This window comes from Arthrobacter sp. Soil736, assembly GCF_001428005.1.
Taxonomy (GTDB): Bacteria; Actinomycetota; Actinomycetes; order Actinomycetales; family Micrococcaceae; genus Arthrobacter.
The window spans coordinates 55,652-70,824 of the sequence record NZ_LMSB01000056.1 but is presented as its reverse complement, the minus strand read 5'-3'; the positions used below and the strand labels follow the sequence as shown (position 1 = coordinate 70,824).

Sequence of the window (15,173 nt, the reverse complement as noted above, 5' to 3'; positions counted from 1 at the left end):
GTGACTCGCTGGCCGGTTCACCTGTCCGCGCGCGGGCGGGAGAAGAGGCCGCGCGCCAGGGTGAGTCCCTGGCCAAGCTTGACGGTGGGGAGGTAGGCCCGGGTGATGGCATTGGCGATGGCGGGCAGCGCGGCAGCATCCGGGAAGAGCAGGTACATGGGCGTGTAGTCCGGCTTGAACTTGGCCTTGAAGGCCAGCAGCGACCGGAAGCCGTAAACGGGTTCCAGCGTGGCCCCCAGCCGGTCGAGCAGCCGGTCAAGGCCGCCGTCGTAGTCCGCGGAGTGGGCGGCCAGCGAATCCCGGGGCGGGCGGGCAAGCGGTGCCCCGGAGAGGCTGATGAACTCACAGCCTTCGTCCTTGAGGCTCAGCGCCGCGGAAGCGATGAGGAAGTCGATGCCGGCGCGGAAGCCGCTGCTGCGCCGCCGCATGAAGTCCAGGGTCCAGCCGACGATGCGGCCGTTGCGGTAGACGGGCAGCCAGGACGCCACAGCGTGGACCGTATGGTGGCTGTCCACGGCGAGCAGGCAGCGGACCTCGGGGTCGTCCAGCTCGTCCAGGCTGCCCAGGGTGAAGCCCATCTCGGGCACCTTCTTGTCCGCGACCCATTCTTCGGACAGGGCCTGGATCTGGGCCTGCACGGAGCGGGGCGCGGCCGCGTAGGTGGTCCACTCCGCGCGGATGCCTGCCTTGGCCGCGTTGTTCAGCGCGGTGCGGATGTCCTGGAATTTCTTGCCCCGGAATGACAGGGAGTGCAGGGGCAGGACGGTCTCGTGGGCCACCAGCACCGATCCCCAGCCCAGCGAGGAGGCGTGGCTGCGGAGGTCCTGCGGCACGAAGTAGAAACAGGGCGTCCATCCGTTGAGCCGGCAGTAGTCGGCGAACTCGGTGAAGGAGGACTCCCTGTCTGAACGCGGCCCCACCGGGACGCCGAGTGCCAGCGCAATGCCGGCGATGACCCTGTACGCGACGAAGCTCTCCCCGGAGGCGGAGAACCAGTAGCTGTTCCCGGCCCAGGTTGTCATCCAGGACAGCGAGCTGCCCCCGTGCGCCTTGAGGATGGCCCTGGCACGGTCCTCGTCGGCACTGTGCCGGCCATGGGCCGGCCGCAGGAAGGTCCGGAGCAGCAGGATGCCGGTGACGGCCCAGAAGACGACGCCGATGCCCTCGTACAGCAGCACGGCTGCGGTGCTTTCGGGAAAGAACGCGGGGGACAGGTCAACCAGGAAGCCCAGCGGAAGGAACCTGTCCGGCACGTCGGCGATCAGTTCGGGCAGTCCCGGAGCGGGCGTGAAGCCGCTGGACAGGGCCAGCCCGGCGCCCACGTACGCAACGCCAAGAAGAACCCAGGCAACCACCACGCGCCTGGCCAGCCGCCGGTAGGTCCCGCGCGGGGCGGGAACGGGGAACAACGTCCGTCCCAGCAACAGAACCGCTGTCAGGAAAACCGGAAGGAGCATGGGCAGCACCAGGCTGAGGGGGTGGGAATAGCCTGACAGATCGATCCCGCCCACTCCTTCGCGGGCAGAGGTGTCTGGAGTGGCGGTGTGCGGAAGCCCAGGCTGCAGGACTCCGGCAATGGTGATGACTGCCAGCACCGACAACGCCACCTGCATCAGCAACACCGCAGCCCACGCGAACCGGCGGCCGCGGCGAAGGCCGTCCGCGAGCAGGAGCAGCAGAAACGACGGAAGGATAGCCATGAAGAGCCCGCCGGCGCCGGCCCGCTGCTGCAGCTGGGCCGCCGCACAGTCCTTGGCCTCCGCGGGGTGGGAGCAAAATGCCTGGAGGGCCTGCGGGTCCACGGGCTGGATATTGGTGAACAAATACCTCAGAACGGACAGCGGACCCACTGCGTGCGGCGCCAAGCCCGCCACCACCGGGCCCACCGCCGCCACCACCACGAGCAGCGCCACCAGGACGCGGCCCTCGTGCCGGGAAACGGCGGGGCGGCCGAACCGCGGCCGCCGTCCCAGAAGGACCGGGCCCAGGAGTGCCCCAGCTCCAGCGGCCCCGAGCCTGACCAGGTCTTCGAAGCCGCCCGCGTAGAGGGCGAAGAGCATCAGCACGGCAACGATGACCACGCGGATGCGGCGCCGCCACAGGGTTGGGGTGGCGGCGGTGGCGGCCATGGCAGCCCCGCAGGCCAGCGCGCTGGGCCCCATGAAGAAATGCCCGCTCATGTCCCGGGTCCAGCTGCCCATCAGTGTTCCGGCCAGTGCCAGGAATCCGAGTGTGGCGCCGACGCCCAGAACGTGTGCGCCCACGGCCGCTGCGGCGAACCGCAGGCTTCCCAGCTTCCGCTCCAGGGGTAGACCGACCAGCAATACCAGGGCGGTGCCCAGCACGTACCCCGTCAGGCTCCGCTCCCAGAACCCGGACAACAGCACCGCCCACCAATGCCCGGACAGGGAATGCACGGTGGCCGCCACGTGTGGCCGCAGTCCTTCGGGCGGGCCGGACAGGAGGCTGGAGGACAGGGCGCCGGCGGTCCAGAAGATGGCGACGAACCAAAGCGTGGCGGGCGCGCCGCGCAGTATTCCGGACCAGCCGCGAACCGTCCGGGCGTCGAGGGGAAGAGGGAGCCCCTGTTGCGGCAGCGGCATCGGGCATCCTTTCGCGGGCGGAGGGAGCTGGCCGCCTTAGATTCTCCCACACGCGCGCACGCGGCAGCCTCCGCCTGGACAGGGATTCATTAGTTACCGGCATTCACGAAGAAGTCATCAGGGCGTCATGTCGATGCAACTAACGCAGCCCACACTGGTGCCAGTAGGCAGGGAGAGGAGCCGTCATGGACGGTCAAGGAGCGCATATCCGTTCCTGCGCTGAGCTTTCGCCGGGGGACCGAATTGAAGCGTGGCGCGGAGACCGGCCCCTGTACCGGGGACGCGTGCTGGCAGTGGTTCCGGAACTGGATATGTTCTGGATTCGTGATTCACGGACGGGCACGCGCCAACTGCTGGATCTCGATCAGCTGCGCGTCCTGCGGTGCCCGCTACGGGTTTTACCATCCCCGCCGGACCGGGGTCCGGGACCGACAGCCGCCTGACGTTCACCCAAGCGAACATTGAGTGAACTTCCGCCAGGACTGGGATTTCGCCGGCACCCTGCCCCTACCATTTCCGGCATGCATTCCCTTGAATCCGAAGCCCTGATCAACGCCCGCACCTCGACGGTCTGGGCTGTCCTCACAGACACTGGCAACCTGACCGTCTGGGAATCAGGCATTACCGCTGTCGACGGCGAGCTGCGCAACGGCGGACGGGTCCGATTCCACACTACGGGCACGGGGCGCAGGAGCATCCGTGTGAGGGTCCAGCAGCTGCCCGGCAGTGTCATGACCTGGACCGCAAGCCTGCCTCTAGGGCTTTCAAAAACCACCCGGACCTTCACGCTCGCACCCGCAGACAGCCTCACCCGCTTCCACGTGAGGGACGAGCACAGCGGGCTTCTTCACTTGCTGGGCGGACACACACTGCACTTCGCTGACCCGTCCGTGGCCGACTTCGTCAGGTCAGTCAAGAAGCGCGCCGAGCTGCTCGATCGCCTATAGGGCCTTCTGCACCCGCCCGGGCAAAGCCCGGATGAACATTCTCCAGAATTAGGGGTCTTTTGCGGAATTCTGGACATGTCTGGAGCGTTTTGTCAGTAGCGCCCCCGGCGTACCGCACCGGGGCGGCGAGGGAAGGACGAGGCGATGCACAACGTCGGCCACTTTGAACTCCAAGGCTCCGCTGCGGAACGCACCCCGGCCCGCCACCCCTGGAACCGGTACGTGGCAATGGGGGATTCATTTACCGAGGGCGTGGGCGATCCGGAGCCCCGCAGCCCGGGCGGCCTGCGCGGATGGGCGGACCGCGTAGCGGAAGAACTAAGCATCGGCCATGAGGACTTCGCGTACGCGAACCTGGCCATCCGCGGACTGTTGCTGGAAGAGATCCTGGACCGGCAGGCCGGGCCGGCGCTGGCCCTGAAGCCGGACCTCATCACCCTTTCGGCGGGAGGGAACGACGTCATCTTCCACGGCACCGATCCGGACCGCCTGGCCGTCCAGCTGGACGCCGGCGTGCAGCTCCTGGGACTAACGCGCGCAACGATTGTGCTGTTCACCGGGCCGGACTGGGGATCGACGCCCGTGCTGGGCCGCAACCGCGCCAAAGTGGCCATCTTCAACGAGAACGTCCGGACCATCGCGTCCCGGCGCGGCGCCCTGATCGCCGACCTGTGGGCGCTGCGCCAGCTCACCCACCCGCGGATGTGGGATCCGGACAGGCTGCATTTCTCGCCGCTGGGCCATCACACCGTCGCCATGATGGTGCTGGACACCCTGAGCGTCGCCAACACCCTCAAACCGCTGATGCCCAAGGACCTGCCGGAGAGCAGCTGGCGAACCGCCAGGGCTAGCGACCTCGTCTGGGCGCGGAACTACCTTCTCCCGTGGGTCGTGGCGCGCATCCGGCCCCAGACGGCTGCGGAGCTGAGGGCGAAGCGTCCTTTGGCGGGGCCGGTCTTCGGCGCCGGAATGCCGCCGGGGACGTTCATCGAAGCGGCAGGGCAGGCCTAAGCGGGCGTCGCCAAGTGCCTCAGTTGAAGGACGCCACCCAGCCCGTCTTTACGGAAGACCTGGTGGCCACCTCCCCGACGGCGTCGTGGTCCTCGTCCTGCGGAAAGCGGAAGTCGGCGGCCGGGAGGTCTTTTCGGTCGGCGTGCCGGCGGGAGACCGGACCGCCGCGGTCCAGCTCCCGGTAGACCAGGGCGAACCCGACGATGTTGGAGCAGTGCGATGACGGCGGGCCAGCGGTGTTCGGCCCGGGCGGCGGGTTTCTCGTCGAACGACGTCTGATGAGTCTTGGGATCCGGAGTGTCTGCGCGCGGTTGCGGCGCGTTGTTCGACGCGGGCCAGGAGCGTGTCTCCTTATTGTTGGCGGCTCCGGTCCCGAGACTTGATCGGCGGGACCGGCGCCTCCGTCGGCTTAGACCGACTGTTCCGGCCGCCACACACCGAAGCGGTTGCCCTGCGGGTCAACGAGGTGCGCGAACTCGATGGCGCCGTTGTCAACGAACGGTACGGCGACGCTCGCATCGAGCGACTCGGCTTGGTCGATCGCGGCCTTCACGTCGTCGACCTGCACGTAGAAGATCGCCCAGGCGTTTCCGCCCAGCGATGTGGTGTCCCACAGACCGCCCTTGCCGCCGTTTACCATCCGGTAGCCGGCCGGCGAGGGCTCACCAATGGTCCAGTCGAATAGTGAGCCGTAGAAGCTCCGTGCGGCATCCGGGTCTGGCGAGCCGACCTCGAAGTAGTTCACTACGGCGGCCATCGCCGTCTCCTTTCCATGTCGACCACAAGCGCTTGGCGGACCGCCCGCCGGACCCCTCGGCAGTGTCCTCGAATCGCTAGGGCAAGAGCTTGTACAGATCGATGACGGTCTCTTCCGGAGGCGATGCGAATCCGCCCTCGATGCCCTGCTGCATCCGGGGAAGGAGGATGCCGTCGCGGAATTTCTCCCAACTCTCCTTCGACTCATGGACAGCCATGATCGTCCAACCACCGGCAGAAGAGCCTGCAGCATGGAAGATCTGACCGTCGGGCAGGCGCCCATCGCCTGGGTGAACAGCGGCAATTGAGGCCTCGTATTGGTCCTTGGTGCCGTCTGGGAAGAAGTGCACGATTCCGTAGGGCGCGGCGTCCATATCTGCTCCTTGGATGGTTTGGTTTGGTTGGACATGCCAACCAATAGACCCCGCCACGCTGGATGTCAATGGCGGCCGGTGCGGTGGGCTCGCCCTAACCGCCCCAAACCGAGGACGAGCCGGAGTGCCCGGTGATGATGCTCTGGTAGATCAGGAACAGCCCAGCCAGCACGCCCGCGGTCAGGAGGGCGATCCTGATCGGTCGGGATTCCTGGAGGCCTGCGAGCGCGGGCACCCGCTCGGCCAGCGGCGCATACGTGGCTGCGAGCATCAGCACCACCACAACAAGGAAAACCACCGCGGTGTATTTGAAGATGTCACCCTGCCGGGCGTGCGCCTGGATCATTGCGGTGGCGCCCCGGGTGGCCTGCAACTGCTCGCCCGCCTGGGCCGTGATCAGGGACAGGGGAGCGAGGATCAGCGTAAGCACGCCCAGCGGCCACGCCAAATAGTTCCGGGTCCTGGCGGCTAGGCCGTAGACGACGGCGCCCAGCCCGGCAAGCGGCCCGAAGACCACCACGGCATGGACGAGAAGAATGTGGGCCGGAAGGCCGCCGATCATGATCACCGGTTGCTCCTTGCAGGACGGTTACCGCATGTCAGGACAGGTACTGCGTGCTGTCACGCTAGCACTAGCCAGAGGCCAAGGGCGCCAAGAACCACGCACGAACCTGCGGTCCACAGGATGGCGCTGATATCAGGCGCGAGATGCCCCGCCGAGATGCCGCGGACGCCGCGGCGGTACCGCACCCGCTGGGTGAAGTAGATGGCGCCGCCGGCCGCTACTGTGACGGCAAAGAGCGGCAGGACCAGCGGCCCGTGTTCCGGAATCCAGCGTAGGAAGATGGCGCTTGCGGTGACCATTGTCAGCATCGTCCGGCCCCATGCCAGCGAGGTGCGCTCCGGCTGCAGCCCCGGATCGCCGTGCAGCGGACCGTCAGGCGCGTTGTGGGTCATGTTTCAGGCCAGGACGACGACGGCGATCACCACGGCCGCTGCCACGGCGCAGCCAGCGGCGAGGAGCGGGGCTATGAGCGGCAGCGGCAAAGGACGGTTGGTGCGCAGGCTGCCTTCGACGCGCAGCCAGCGCACGGCGGCCCCGGCACTGAGGATCATGCCGAGCAGGAGCAGCAGGACCGAAAGCCCGCGGCGCACCGGCTCAAGGAAGACGTCCGAGGTGAAGGCCTCCACGGCGATGCCCCCGGCCAAGAGCGCCAGAGAGGTGCGGATCCAGGCCAGGAAGGTCCGCTCATTGGCCAACGTGAAGCGCGGGTCTGGCTCGGTTCCTCCGGGGAGGAGCTTCTCGGCGATCCTGCTTCTGTGCGGAGTGGGAGACGGTGCAGCGGCCTCCGGTGCCCGGTCCGGGGCTGAGCTTGGACCTGGGTCAGGTGGGTTTGTCGGCACGGTCAAAGTCTAGCCGGGGCGGTGTCCGTGCTTGACGCCCCTCGCGGCTTCCGCATATCCTGAACGAACGGTCGGTAATTATTTCCCAGTACGCACGTGAATGCATAGGAGCAACCATGGCATCGCAGAATCTGCAGCCAGTGCCTGAGGCACTGTCCCCGGAGGAACAGGAGCGGGCGGCACAGCTCGAGGCGGAGGGGCAGGCGTACTTTGACCGCGTCATGGCCGACGACTCCCGGATCGAGCCGAAGGACTGGATGCCGGCCGCGTACCGCAAGACCCTCCTGCGCCAGATCTCGCAGCACGCGCACTCGGAGATCATCGGCATGCAGCCGGAGGCCAACTGGATCTCCCGCGCGCCGAGCCTGAAGCGCAAGGCCATCCTCATGGCCAAGGTCCAGGACGAGGCCGGCCACGGGCTCTACCTCTACTCGGCCGCCGAGACGCTGGGCCAGAGCCGCGACAAGATGACGGACGACCTCATCGCCGGCAAGGCCCGCTACTCCTCGATCTTCAATTACCCGGCACTGACCTGGGCGGACATGGGCGCGATCGGCTGGCTGGTTGACGGCGCCGCCATCTGCAACCAGGTGCCGCTCTGCCGCGCGTCCTACGGCCCCTACGGCCGGGCCATGGTCCGCATCTGCAAGGAAGAATCCTTCCACCAGCGCCAGGGCTTTGAGATCCTGCTGGAACTCTCCAACGGAACCCCCGCGCAGAAGCAGATGGCCCAGGACGCCGTGAACCGCTGGTACGCACCGGCACTGATGATGTTCGGCCCGCCGGATGACGATTCACCCAACTCCAAGCAGTCCATGGCCTGGAACATCAAGCGCTTCAGCAACGATGAACTGCGCAGCCGCTTCGTCGGCATGATGGTGGAGCAGGTCAGGGTCCTCGGCCTCACCCTCCCGGACAGCGAAGTCCGCTTCAACGACGAGACCAGGAAGTGGGAGCACGGCCCGCTGGACTGGGAAGAGTTCAAGGAAGTCCTCGCCGGCCGCGGCCCCTGCAACGCCCAGCGGCTTGAGCGCCGCCGCGAAGCGCACGACGACGGCGCCTGGGTTCGCGAAGCAGCCGCAGCTTATGCGGCAAAACAGGCACGCAAGCACGCAGAGAAGGAATACGCAGCATGATCCCCAACGACACCCCAACCTCGCAAGTCCCCAGCCGCCCCCTAGACTCGCAAGCTCGTCCAGGGAACCCTGCGGCTGTGGGCCCACGGCCGGGGACCCCTGTCGTCGGGGCCCCCCAGGAATCAACAACCAGCGTTTGGCCGCTCTGGGAGGTCTTTGTCCGGTCCAGCCGCGGCCTCTCGCACGTCCACGCCGGCTCACTGCACGCGCCGGATGCCGCCATGGCCCTGCGCAACGCCCGCGACCTGTACACCCGCCGCAACGAGGGCGTGTCCATCTGGGTGGTCCCGGCCGACGCCATCGCCGCCAGCGATCCGGACGCGAAGGGTTCGTTCTTCGAGTCCCCGCAGGGCAAGGACTACCGGCACGCCACGTACTACACCAAGAGCGAAGGGGTGAAGCACCTGTGACCACTCCCGAAACGCACACCGCAGAAACCACCGGCCACGGCGACATCTCGGTTGGCGTCGCCGGCAGCGGCGACTCGTCCGCCAGCGCCACCCGCATCACGCCCGGCAACGCGCTCCGCCCGGAGGACATCGCCCTCGAGGTCCGCACCGGCCTGGTGAAGCCCTCCGAGGACGTGGCCGAATACGCCCTGCGCCTCGGCGACGACGCCCTCATCCTGGCCCAGCGTCTGGGCCGCTGGATCTCCCGCGCCCCGGAGCTGGAGGAGGACGTGGCCCTGGGCAACATCGCCCTGGACCAGCTGGGCCATGCCCGCTCCTTCCTCACGTACGCCGGGGGAGCGTGGGAGAAGAGCGAGGACGATCTCGCCTACTTCCGCCGCGAGCACGAGTTCCGCTCGGCCCACCTGTTCGAGCAGCCGAACGGTGACTTCGCCGTCACCATCGCGCGGCAGTTCGTGGTGAGCTACTACCAGTTCGAGCTGTACCGCCGGCTGACCCAGTCCACGGACGCCACGCTCGCCGCCATCGCCGCCAAGGCCGTGAAGGAAGTGGACTACCACCGCGACCACAGCGCCCAGTGGATCCTCCGCCTGGCCCTCGGCACCAAAGAGTCCCGAGCAAGGATGACCCACGGCCTGAAGCTGGTCTGGCCGTATGTGGGCGAGCTCTTCGTGGATGATGAGCTGACCACGCGCCTGGCTGGAGCCGGTGCCGCCGTCGAGCCTTCCAGCCTGAAGGCGGACTTTGACCGCCTTACCGGCGAGGTCCTGGCCGAAGCCGAGCTGGAGGTGCCGCAGACGCCGGTAGCGCCTGGCGGCGGACGCCGCGGCAAGCACTCCGAACACCTGGGCTACATCCTCGCCGAGATGCAGGTGCTGGCCCGGGAACATCCCGGAGCAAGCTGGTGACTGCCGTGTACGTCCAGGAATCGGGCACGCGGAGCGTGGACGCCAGCGCCGAGCAGAAGGCGCGGGCCATCGCCGCCACCGTCTGCGATCCGGAGATCCCCGTGCTCACCATCGAGGATCTGGGGATCCTCCGCAATGTGCGGCTGTTCGACGACGGCGGGCTGGTGCCTGCTGTGCAGGTCACCATCACGCCCACGTACTCGGGCTGCCCGGCGATGGACGCCATCCGGGACGACCTCAAGGCCGCCTTCCACAAGGAGGGCTACCCCAGCGTCCATGTGGAGCTGGTGCTGGCCCCGGCGTGGACCACGGACTGGATGACGGACGCGGGCAAGGCCAAGCTGCAGGAGTACGGCATCGCCCCGCCCAGCGGCAGGGCCGCCGCCGGGGGACACTCCGGCCCGGTCCGGCTCAGCCTGGCCGTGAAGTGCCCGCAGTGCTCGTCGCTGAACACCAAGGAACTCACCCGCTTCGGTTCCACCTCCTGCAAGGCGCTGTACGTGTGCCAGGACTGCAAGGAACCGTTCGACTACTTCAAAGTTTTGTAAGGAACAGGTGCTCCCATGCCCGTTGTCCGCCAGACAGCCGCCGAATCGGCGCAGGCCACCGGCCGCCGTCGTCCGTCTTTCCACAGCCTCACCGTCGCGGAGGTGCGCCGGCTCACCGAGGACGCCATCGAGGTGACCTTCGCGGTGCCGGCCGAGCTCGCCGGGCACTTCGACTACCTGCCGGGCCAGTACGTGGCCCTGCGCACCACGCTGCCGGATGAGACCGGCGAGCCGAAGGAAATCCGCCGCAGCTACTCCATCTGCGCCGAGCCGCGGAGCTTCGCGGACGGCACCAGCGAGATCCGGGTGGCCATCAAGAAGGACCTGGGCGGGCTGTTCTCCACGTGGGCAAACGCGGAGCTGAAGGCCGGGGACACCCTGGACGTCATGAGCCCCATGGGCGCGTTCGTCTCCAAGCACGGCCGGGACGGCCAGGCAGTGGACCAGAACGTCATGAACTCCATGAACAACCCGGAGGAGCTGGCCGGAAACGTTGCCGCAAGCGGGGCAGGGAACTTCGTGGCGATCGCCGCGGGCTCGGGCATCACGCCGGTGATCGCGATCGCCCGCACGCTGCTGGCCGCGAACCCGGACACCCGGTTCGACCTCATCTACGCCAACAAGGCCGCCATGGACGTGATGTTCCTGGAGGAGCTCGCGGACCTGAAGGACAGGTACCCGTCGCGCCTGGCGCTGCACCACGTGCTGTCCCGCGAGCAGCGCATCGCGCCGCTGCTGAGCGGCAGGATCGACGCCGAGAAGCTCCGGGCGCTGCTGGGCACCGCCATCCACGCGGACGACGTCGACGAGTGGTTCCTGTGCGGGCCGTTCGAACTGGTGCAGCTGTGCCGGGACACCCTGGCCGAGCGCGGCGTGAAGGCCGAGCATGTCCGCTTCGAGCTGTTCACCTCCGGCAAGCCGGACCGCCCCGAGGGCAACGCCGGCCGGCCCGTCATCGAGGACGAGTCCAAGGAGACGTTCAAGATCACGTTCAAGCTGGACGGCCTGCAGGGCGACGTCACCAGCCCCACGCACGCCCGGGAGTCCATCCTCAACGCGGCGCTGCGGGTCCGCCCGGACGTGCCGTTCGCATGCGCCGGGGGAGTGTGCGGCACGTGCCGCGCCAAGTTGGTCACCGGCACCGTGACCATGGACGAAAACTACGCGCTGGAGCAGGATGAACTGGACAAGGGCTACGTCCTGACCTGCCAGTCCCACCCGACGAGCAAGGAAGTCACAGTCGACTTCGACGTCTAGGAGCCGCCGACCCCCGCCGGTCGAGCCTGTCGAAACCCCCGCTCGTTGAGCCTGTCGAAACCGAGCATGTCGAAACCCGAAAGAAGGAACCAATGATCTCCCTCTCCATCGCCAACGGCATCGCCGAAGTCGTCCTCAACGCCCCGCACAAGCTCAACTCCCTCGACGAGCAGGCCCTCCGGGATTTAACACAGGCGTACGACGACGCCGCTGCCGCCGCCTCGCGCGGTGAGGTGCGGGCGCTGCTCCTGAGGGGAGAGGGGCGCGCCTTCTGCGCGGGCCGCGACATCGCCGGCGTGACTCCGGAGAACGACGACGCCGAGGCGTACCTGGGCGGGCTGGTGCAGCCGCTGCTGCAGAAAATGAGTGCCTTCCCGGCGCCGACGTTCGCCGCCGCTCAGGGAGCCTGCCTCGGCGTGGGTTTGGGACTGCTGCTGGCCACTGACGTGGTGTACGTGGCGGAGAACGCGAAGTTCGGCTCGCCGTTCGCCAAGCTGGGGGCGACGCTGGATTCGGGCGGGCACTGGTACTTTACCGAGCGCTTGGGCATGCACCGGACGCTGGACCTGATCTACACGGCCGAGCTCATGACGGGCGCCGAGGCAGTGGCCAAGGGTATGTTCAGCCGTGCCATCCCCGCAGACGAACTGCTGGACTCCACCCGCGCCATCGTGGCGAAGGTGGCGACCGGCGCGACGGGCGCGTTCAAGGCCAGCAAGGAGCTCGTGGCGCACATCCGCGACCAACGCCTGGGCCTGTGGACCTCAATGAAAGAAGAGAACGCCGAGCAGGCGAGACTGTGCAAGAGCGAAGACTACGCGGAGGGCTTCCGAGCATTCCAAGAAAAGCGCGAGCCCAAATTCGCCGGTAATTGAGCCCCGCTGGTTGAGGGTGGCTTCAGAGGAGTACCCGTTCCGGCCTGCTTGACGATTCCTGCCGCAAAAATGCACCCGCGCTGGGGATAACAGTCGGGGACCTTGATGCTGACAGGGCACTCTAAGTCCAACAGAACGCCGACGCGGCAGTCGGCGCAACAGCAACAAGGGATGCAAGGAAGCAGGGACGCCATGGGTCAGGCAACAACTCTGGACGAGGTCACCGCCGTTCGTACCATCACCGATCAGCAACGGGCGGACTTCTACGCACACGGACTCGCCGGCTGCATCGACAGATTGACGACCCCGCTTCGCCAGATTGGAACTTCCGTCCGGTGGGAGACACCGCACCACGGAATGGAAATACCGGCAACCGCCGCCTCGCTGCTCTACCACTCTGCGCAGGAAGTTCTCAGCAACGCGTTCAAATACTCCCAAGCCACCCAGCTGACGGTCCGTTTGGCGGCTGTCTACCATGGCATCCGACTAACCATCACGGACAACGGCATCGGCTTCGACGTCCAGTCCCTCCACGGCGCGCACCACGGGTTCGGTGTGCGCCTCATGATCATCGCCGTGCACGAAGCCGGCGGAACCATCACCATTGACTCCGGTCCAGGGAACGGCACCCGAGTGACCATCACGCTTGCCTTGGACTAGTGGCGCCAACGATCGGGGCCGTGACGAACGCTAGCTTTACGTCCGGGCGCGCCCTCGGCGGGCGACGGCGTCGATCGTCACTGCCGCAACGAGAACCAGCGCGGTGACCACGTACTTCGCCGGCGCGCTGTAGCCCTGCAGGCCCATGCCGTTGTCGATGGTCGCGATCACCAGCCCGCCGAGGACCCCGTGTAGTACCTTGCCTCGCCCTCCGAACAGGCTCGTGCCGCCGATCACCGCCGCCGCTACGGCGTAGAGCACCAGCGTGCCGCCGTCGTACGAAGTGGAGACCGAGCGGAGCCGGGACGCGTACACGATTCCGGCGATACCGGCGGTGAAGGAGGCGAGCATAAAGGCGACTGTCCGGATGCGCGCGAGGTTCACGCCGCCCCGCCGTGCGGCCTCGGCGTTGCCGCCAATAGCGTAGACGTAGCGGCCAAACCGCGTGCGGCCGAGCAGCAAAGTCCAGACGGCGAGGACTCCGAGCACCACGAGCAGCACCCACGGCAAGCCGCTGATTTCGACCAGGGTGCCGCGGTTGGTGTTGCAGAGCAAGACGACGGCCACACCGGCGGCAATCACCGCGGCGATCTTCAGGGCGCTCACGCTTGCCGGTGGAGCGACGAGTCCCGTGTTTCGCCGACGGGCGTCTCGCAGCCACGTCCAGGCGCTGAACACACCGGCGACGACGAGCATTACGATCCAGCTGGTGACCGGGCTGAGGTTGCCGCTGGCGATGGCGTTGATGACATTGTCGTTGACGGGCACCACGCCGCCGCTGCCGAGGATCATCAACATCACGCCGAGCCAGCCGAGCTGCCCGCCAAGGGTCACGACAAATGACGGCAGCCCGAGGCGGGTGATGATCGTTCCATGCAGAACTCCGATCCCTGCGCAGGTAACCAGCCCAACCGCGATCGCCGCCCACCACGGCCAGCCGGTCGACTCCTGGACGAGTTCGGCCATGATGACGCCGCCCACGCCACCGACGTACCCGATTGACAGGTCGATCTCGCCGAGCAGGAGCACGAAGACCTGGCCCATCGCCAGCAGCATGAACACGGAACCTTGAATGAGCAGGTTCACCATGTTGCCGGGGGTCAGGAAGTTCGAGTTCAGCGATTGGAACAGTACCGAGATCAGCAGCAGCCCACCGAGCACCGGCAACACTCCGCTCTCGCCGCCCCGAACCCGCGCCAGCGCCGCGCGGAAGTACTCGGGTAGCGACGTGGCGGTGATGTCGGGGTTCAGCGCCAGTGCGGCGTTTCGCGCGGCAGCCGCGGTCGTGGGCTCCTCCTGGAAGGCAGCTGCGGCGGAGGGGAGCGGCCCCTTGGCAGCGGGAATCGGGTGTTTCGACGGTGGTGACGGCGCGAGTTCCGGCCTTGTCCGATCAGAGATGCCTGTGGTCATCAGGTCGACCACGATCTGCCGGTCCATTTCCGTGATGGGCCGAACGTCCACGAGCCGCCCCAGCCTGAGCACGGCGATGCGGTCTGCGACCTGGAACACGTCGTTCATGTTGTGCGAGACGACGACGACGGCAAGGCCGCGGTCCGCGAGCTGGCGAATCAGGTTCAGGACGACCTCTGTCTGGGCGACGCCAAGCGCCGCCGTCGGCTCGTCCATTATGACGAGCTTCGAGTTCCACAGCACCGACTTCGCGACCGACACCGATTGGCGTTGCCCACCGGACAGGGACGCAACGGGCTGGCGGATGGAACGCACGCTGGTCACGGCCAGGCTCGCCAGCGTTTCCCGAGCCGTGATCTCCATGCTCTCTTCATCGAGGAGAAAATGGCGTAGGCGCTCCCGGCCGAGGAACAGGTTCTGCACGATGTCGAGGTTGTCGCACAGTGCCAGGTCCTGGTACACGGTCTCGATGCCGAGTGCTGCGGATTCGTGCGGCGAGTTCAACCGCACGGGCTTGCTTTCCCAGAACAGCTGGCCGTCGTCGGGGGTGTGAATGCCGGCCACGCATTTGATCAATACCGATTTGCCCGCCCCGTTGTCGCCCGCCAGTGCGGTCACCTTCCCGGCCGGCACCTCGAGGGTGATGTCGACCAGGGCCTGCACCGGCCCGAAGTTCTTGTCGATCCCCACCAGTCGAAGCAGTGGCCCGGCGTCAGGGAGGGGCGACGTTTCCGGCTGCGGTAGCGATTCAGGAGTCACGCCTGTTCCTTTGGTGAGCGCTGAGGGTCGGGTCGACCCGGTCATTCCCTATTCGACTTCAGGAAACGACCGGGTCGACGGTTGCGAACTACTTGATGTCCAACTAGTTCATTGT

Annotated in this window: 16 protein-coding genes; 9 read left to right on the top strand and 7 right to left on the bottom strand. The window is 67.1% G+C overall.

Annotation, left to right across the window (positions count from 1 at the left end; all coding sequences use genetic code 11):
• Positions 1-17 precede the first annotated feature (17 nt).
• Positions 18-2,603 carry a DUF2156 domain-containing protein gene (locus tag ASG92_RS23605; protein WP_056634273.1) on the bottom strand — a complete coding sequence of 862 codons (2,586 nt, stop codon included), beginning with the start codon at positions 2,601-2,603 and terminating at the stop codon, positions 18-20.
• A gap of 521 nt (positions 2,604-3,124) precedes the next feature.
• Here ASG92_RS23605 and ASG92_RS23600 point away from each other — a divergent pair.
• Both ASG92_RS23600 and ASG92_RS23595 read left to right on the top strand, forming a co-directional pair.
• Entirely contained in the window at positions 3,125-3,550 is a 426-nt protein-coding gene (locus ASG92_RS23600) for an SRPBCC family protein (RefSeq protein ID WP_056634271.1), read from the top strand.
• A gap of 144 nt (positions 3,551-3,694) precedes the next feature.
• Positions 3,695-4,561, top strand: coding sequence for an SGNH/GDSL hydrolase family protein (locus tag ASG92_RS23595; RefSeq protein ID WP_056634269.1), 867 nt, complete (start codon positions 3,695-3,697; stop codon positions 4,559-4,561).
• A 409-nt stretch (positions 4,562-4,970) separates the two neighbouring features.
• On the opposite strand, the gene ASG92_RS23590 is transcribed toward ASG92_RS23595, so the two are convergent.
• The 5 genes from ASG92_RS23590 to ASG92_RS23570 all read right to left on the bottom strand — a co-directional run bounded on the left by ASG92_RS23590 (position 4,971) and on the right by ASG92_RS23570 (position 7,002).
• Positions 4,971-5,318, bottom strand: coding sequence for a glyoxalase/bleomycin resistance/extradiol dioxygenase family protein (locus ASG92_RS23590; protein ID WP_056634266.1), 348 nt, complete (start codon positions 5,316-5,318; stop codon positions 4,971-4,973).
• 76 nt (positions 5,319-5,394) lie between these two features.
• Positions 5,395-5,691 (bottom strand): hypothetical protein, encoded by a 297-nt coding sequence (locus tag ASG92_RS23585; protein ID WP_056634263.1) that lies wholly within the window; start codon positions 5,689-5,691, stop codon positions 5,395-5,397.
• Between the two features lie 94 nt (positions 5,692-5,785).
• On the bottom strand, positions 5,786-6,253 hold the full coding sequence (locus tag ASG92_RS23580) for a hypothetical protein (protein ID WP_346763007.1): 468 nt from the start codon (positions 6,251-6,253) through the stop codon (positions 5,786-5,788).
• A 59-nt stretch (positions 6,254-6,312) separates the two neighbouring features.
• Positions 6,313-6,648, bottom strand: coding sequence for a DUF202 domain-containing protein (locus ASG92_RS23575; protein ID WP_056634261.1), 336 nt, complete (start codon positions 6,646-6,648; stop codon positions 6,313-6,315).
• Positions 6,649-6,651: 3 nt separating this feature from the next.
• A complete protein-coding gene (locus ASG92_RS23570; protein ID WP_200952079.1) occupies positions 6,652-7,002 on the bottom strand; it encodes a DUF202 domain-containing protein in 351 nt (116 codons plus the stop codon).
• A gap of 209 nt (positions 7,003-7,211) precedes the next feature.
• On the opposite strand from ASG92_RS23570, the gene paaA reads away from it, so the two are divergent.
• The 7 genes from paaA to ASG92_RS23535 all read left to right on the top strand — a co-directional run bounded on the left by paaA (position 7,212) and on the right by ASG92_RS23535 (position 12,889).
• On the top strand, positions 7,212-8,231 hold the full coding sequence (paaA, locus tag ASG92_RS23565) for a 1,2-phenylacetyl-CoA epoxidase subunit PaaA (RefSeq protein ID WP_056634260.1): 1,020 nt from the start codon (positions 7,212-7,214) through the stop codon (positions 8,229-8,231).
• On the top strand, positions 8,228-8,641 hold the full coding sequence (gene paaB, locus ASG92_RS23560) for a 1,2-phenylacetyl-CoA epoxidase subunit PaaB (protein ID WP_082579696.1): 414 nt from the start codon (positions 8,228-8,230) through the stop codon (positions 8,639-8,641). The genes paaA and paaB overlap by 4 nt, the downstream gene beginning before the upstream one ends.
• Positions 8,638-9,549 carry a 1,2-phenylacetyl-CoA epoxidase subunit PaaC gene (gene paaC / locus ASG92_RS23555; RefSeq protein WP_056634253.1) on the top strand — a complete coding sequence of 304 codons (912 nt, stop codon included), beginning with the start codon at positions 8,638-8,640 and terminating at the stop codon, positions 9,547-9,549. Before paaB ends, paaC begins: the two co-directional genes overlap by 4 nt.
• Complete coding sequence (gene paaD, locus ASG92_RS23550) at positions 9,546-10,097, top strand: 1,2-phenylacetyl-CoA epoxidase subunit PaaD (protein ID WP_056634250.1); 552 nt, start codon at positions 9,546-9,548, stop codon at positions 10,095-10,097. Before paaC ends, paaD begins: the two co-directional genes overlap by 4 nt.
• 15 nt (positions 10,098-10,112) lie before the next feature.
• Positions 10,113-11,354, top strand: coding sequence for a 1,2-phenylacetyl-CoA epoxidase subunit PaaE (gene paaE / locus ASG92_RS23545; RefSeq protein WP_056634247.1), 1,242 nt, complete (start codon positions 10,113-10,115; stop codon positions 11,352-11,354).
• A 92-nt stretch (positions 11,355-11,446) separates the two neighbouring features.
• Entirely contained in the window at positions 11,447-12,229 is a 783-nt protein-coding gene (locus ASG92_RS23540; protein ID WP_056634245.1) for an enoyl-CoA hydratase/isomerase family protein, read from the top strand.
• 192 nt (positions 12,230-12,421) lie between these two features.
• Positions 12,422-12,889: an ATP-binding protein gene (locus tag ASG92_RS23535; protein WP_056634243.1), complete on the top strand. Its 468-nt coding sequence runs from the start codon at positions 12,422-12,424 to the stop codon at positions 12,887-12,889.
• A 36-nt stretch (positions 12,890-12,925) separates the two neighbouring features.
• On the opposite strand, the gene ASG92_RS29075 is transcribed toward ASG92_RS23535, so the two are convergent.
• The gene (locus ASG92_RS29075) at positions 12,926-14,962 is read right to left on the bottom strand and encodes an ATP-binding cassette domain-containing protein (protein WP_240987274.1); all 2,037 of its coding nucleotides are present in this window, start codon (positions 14,960-14,962) and stop codon (positions 12,926-12,928) included.
• Between the last annotated feature and the right edge of the window lie 211 nt (positions 14,963-15,173).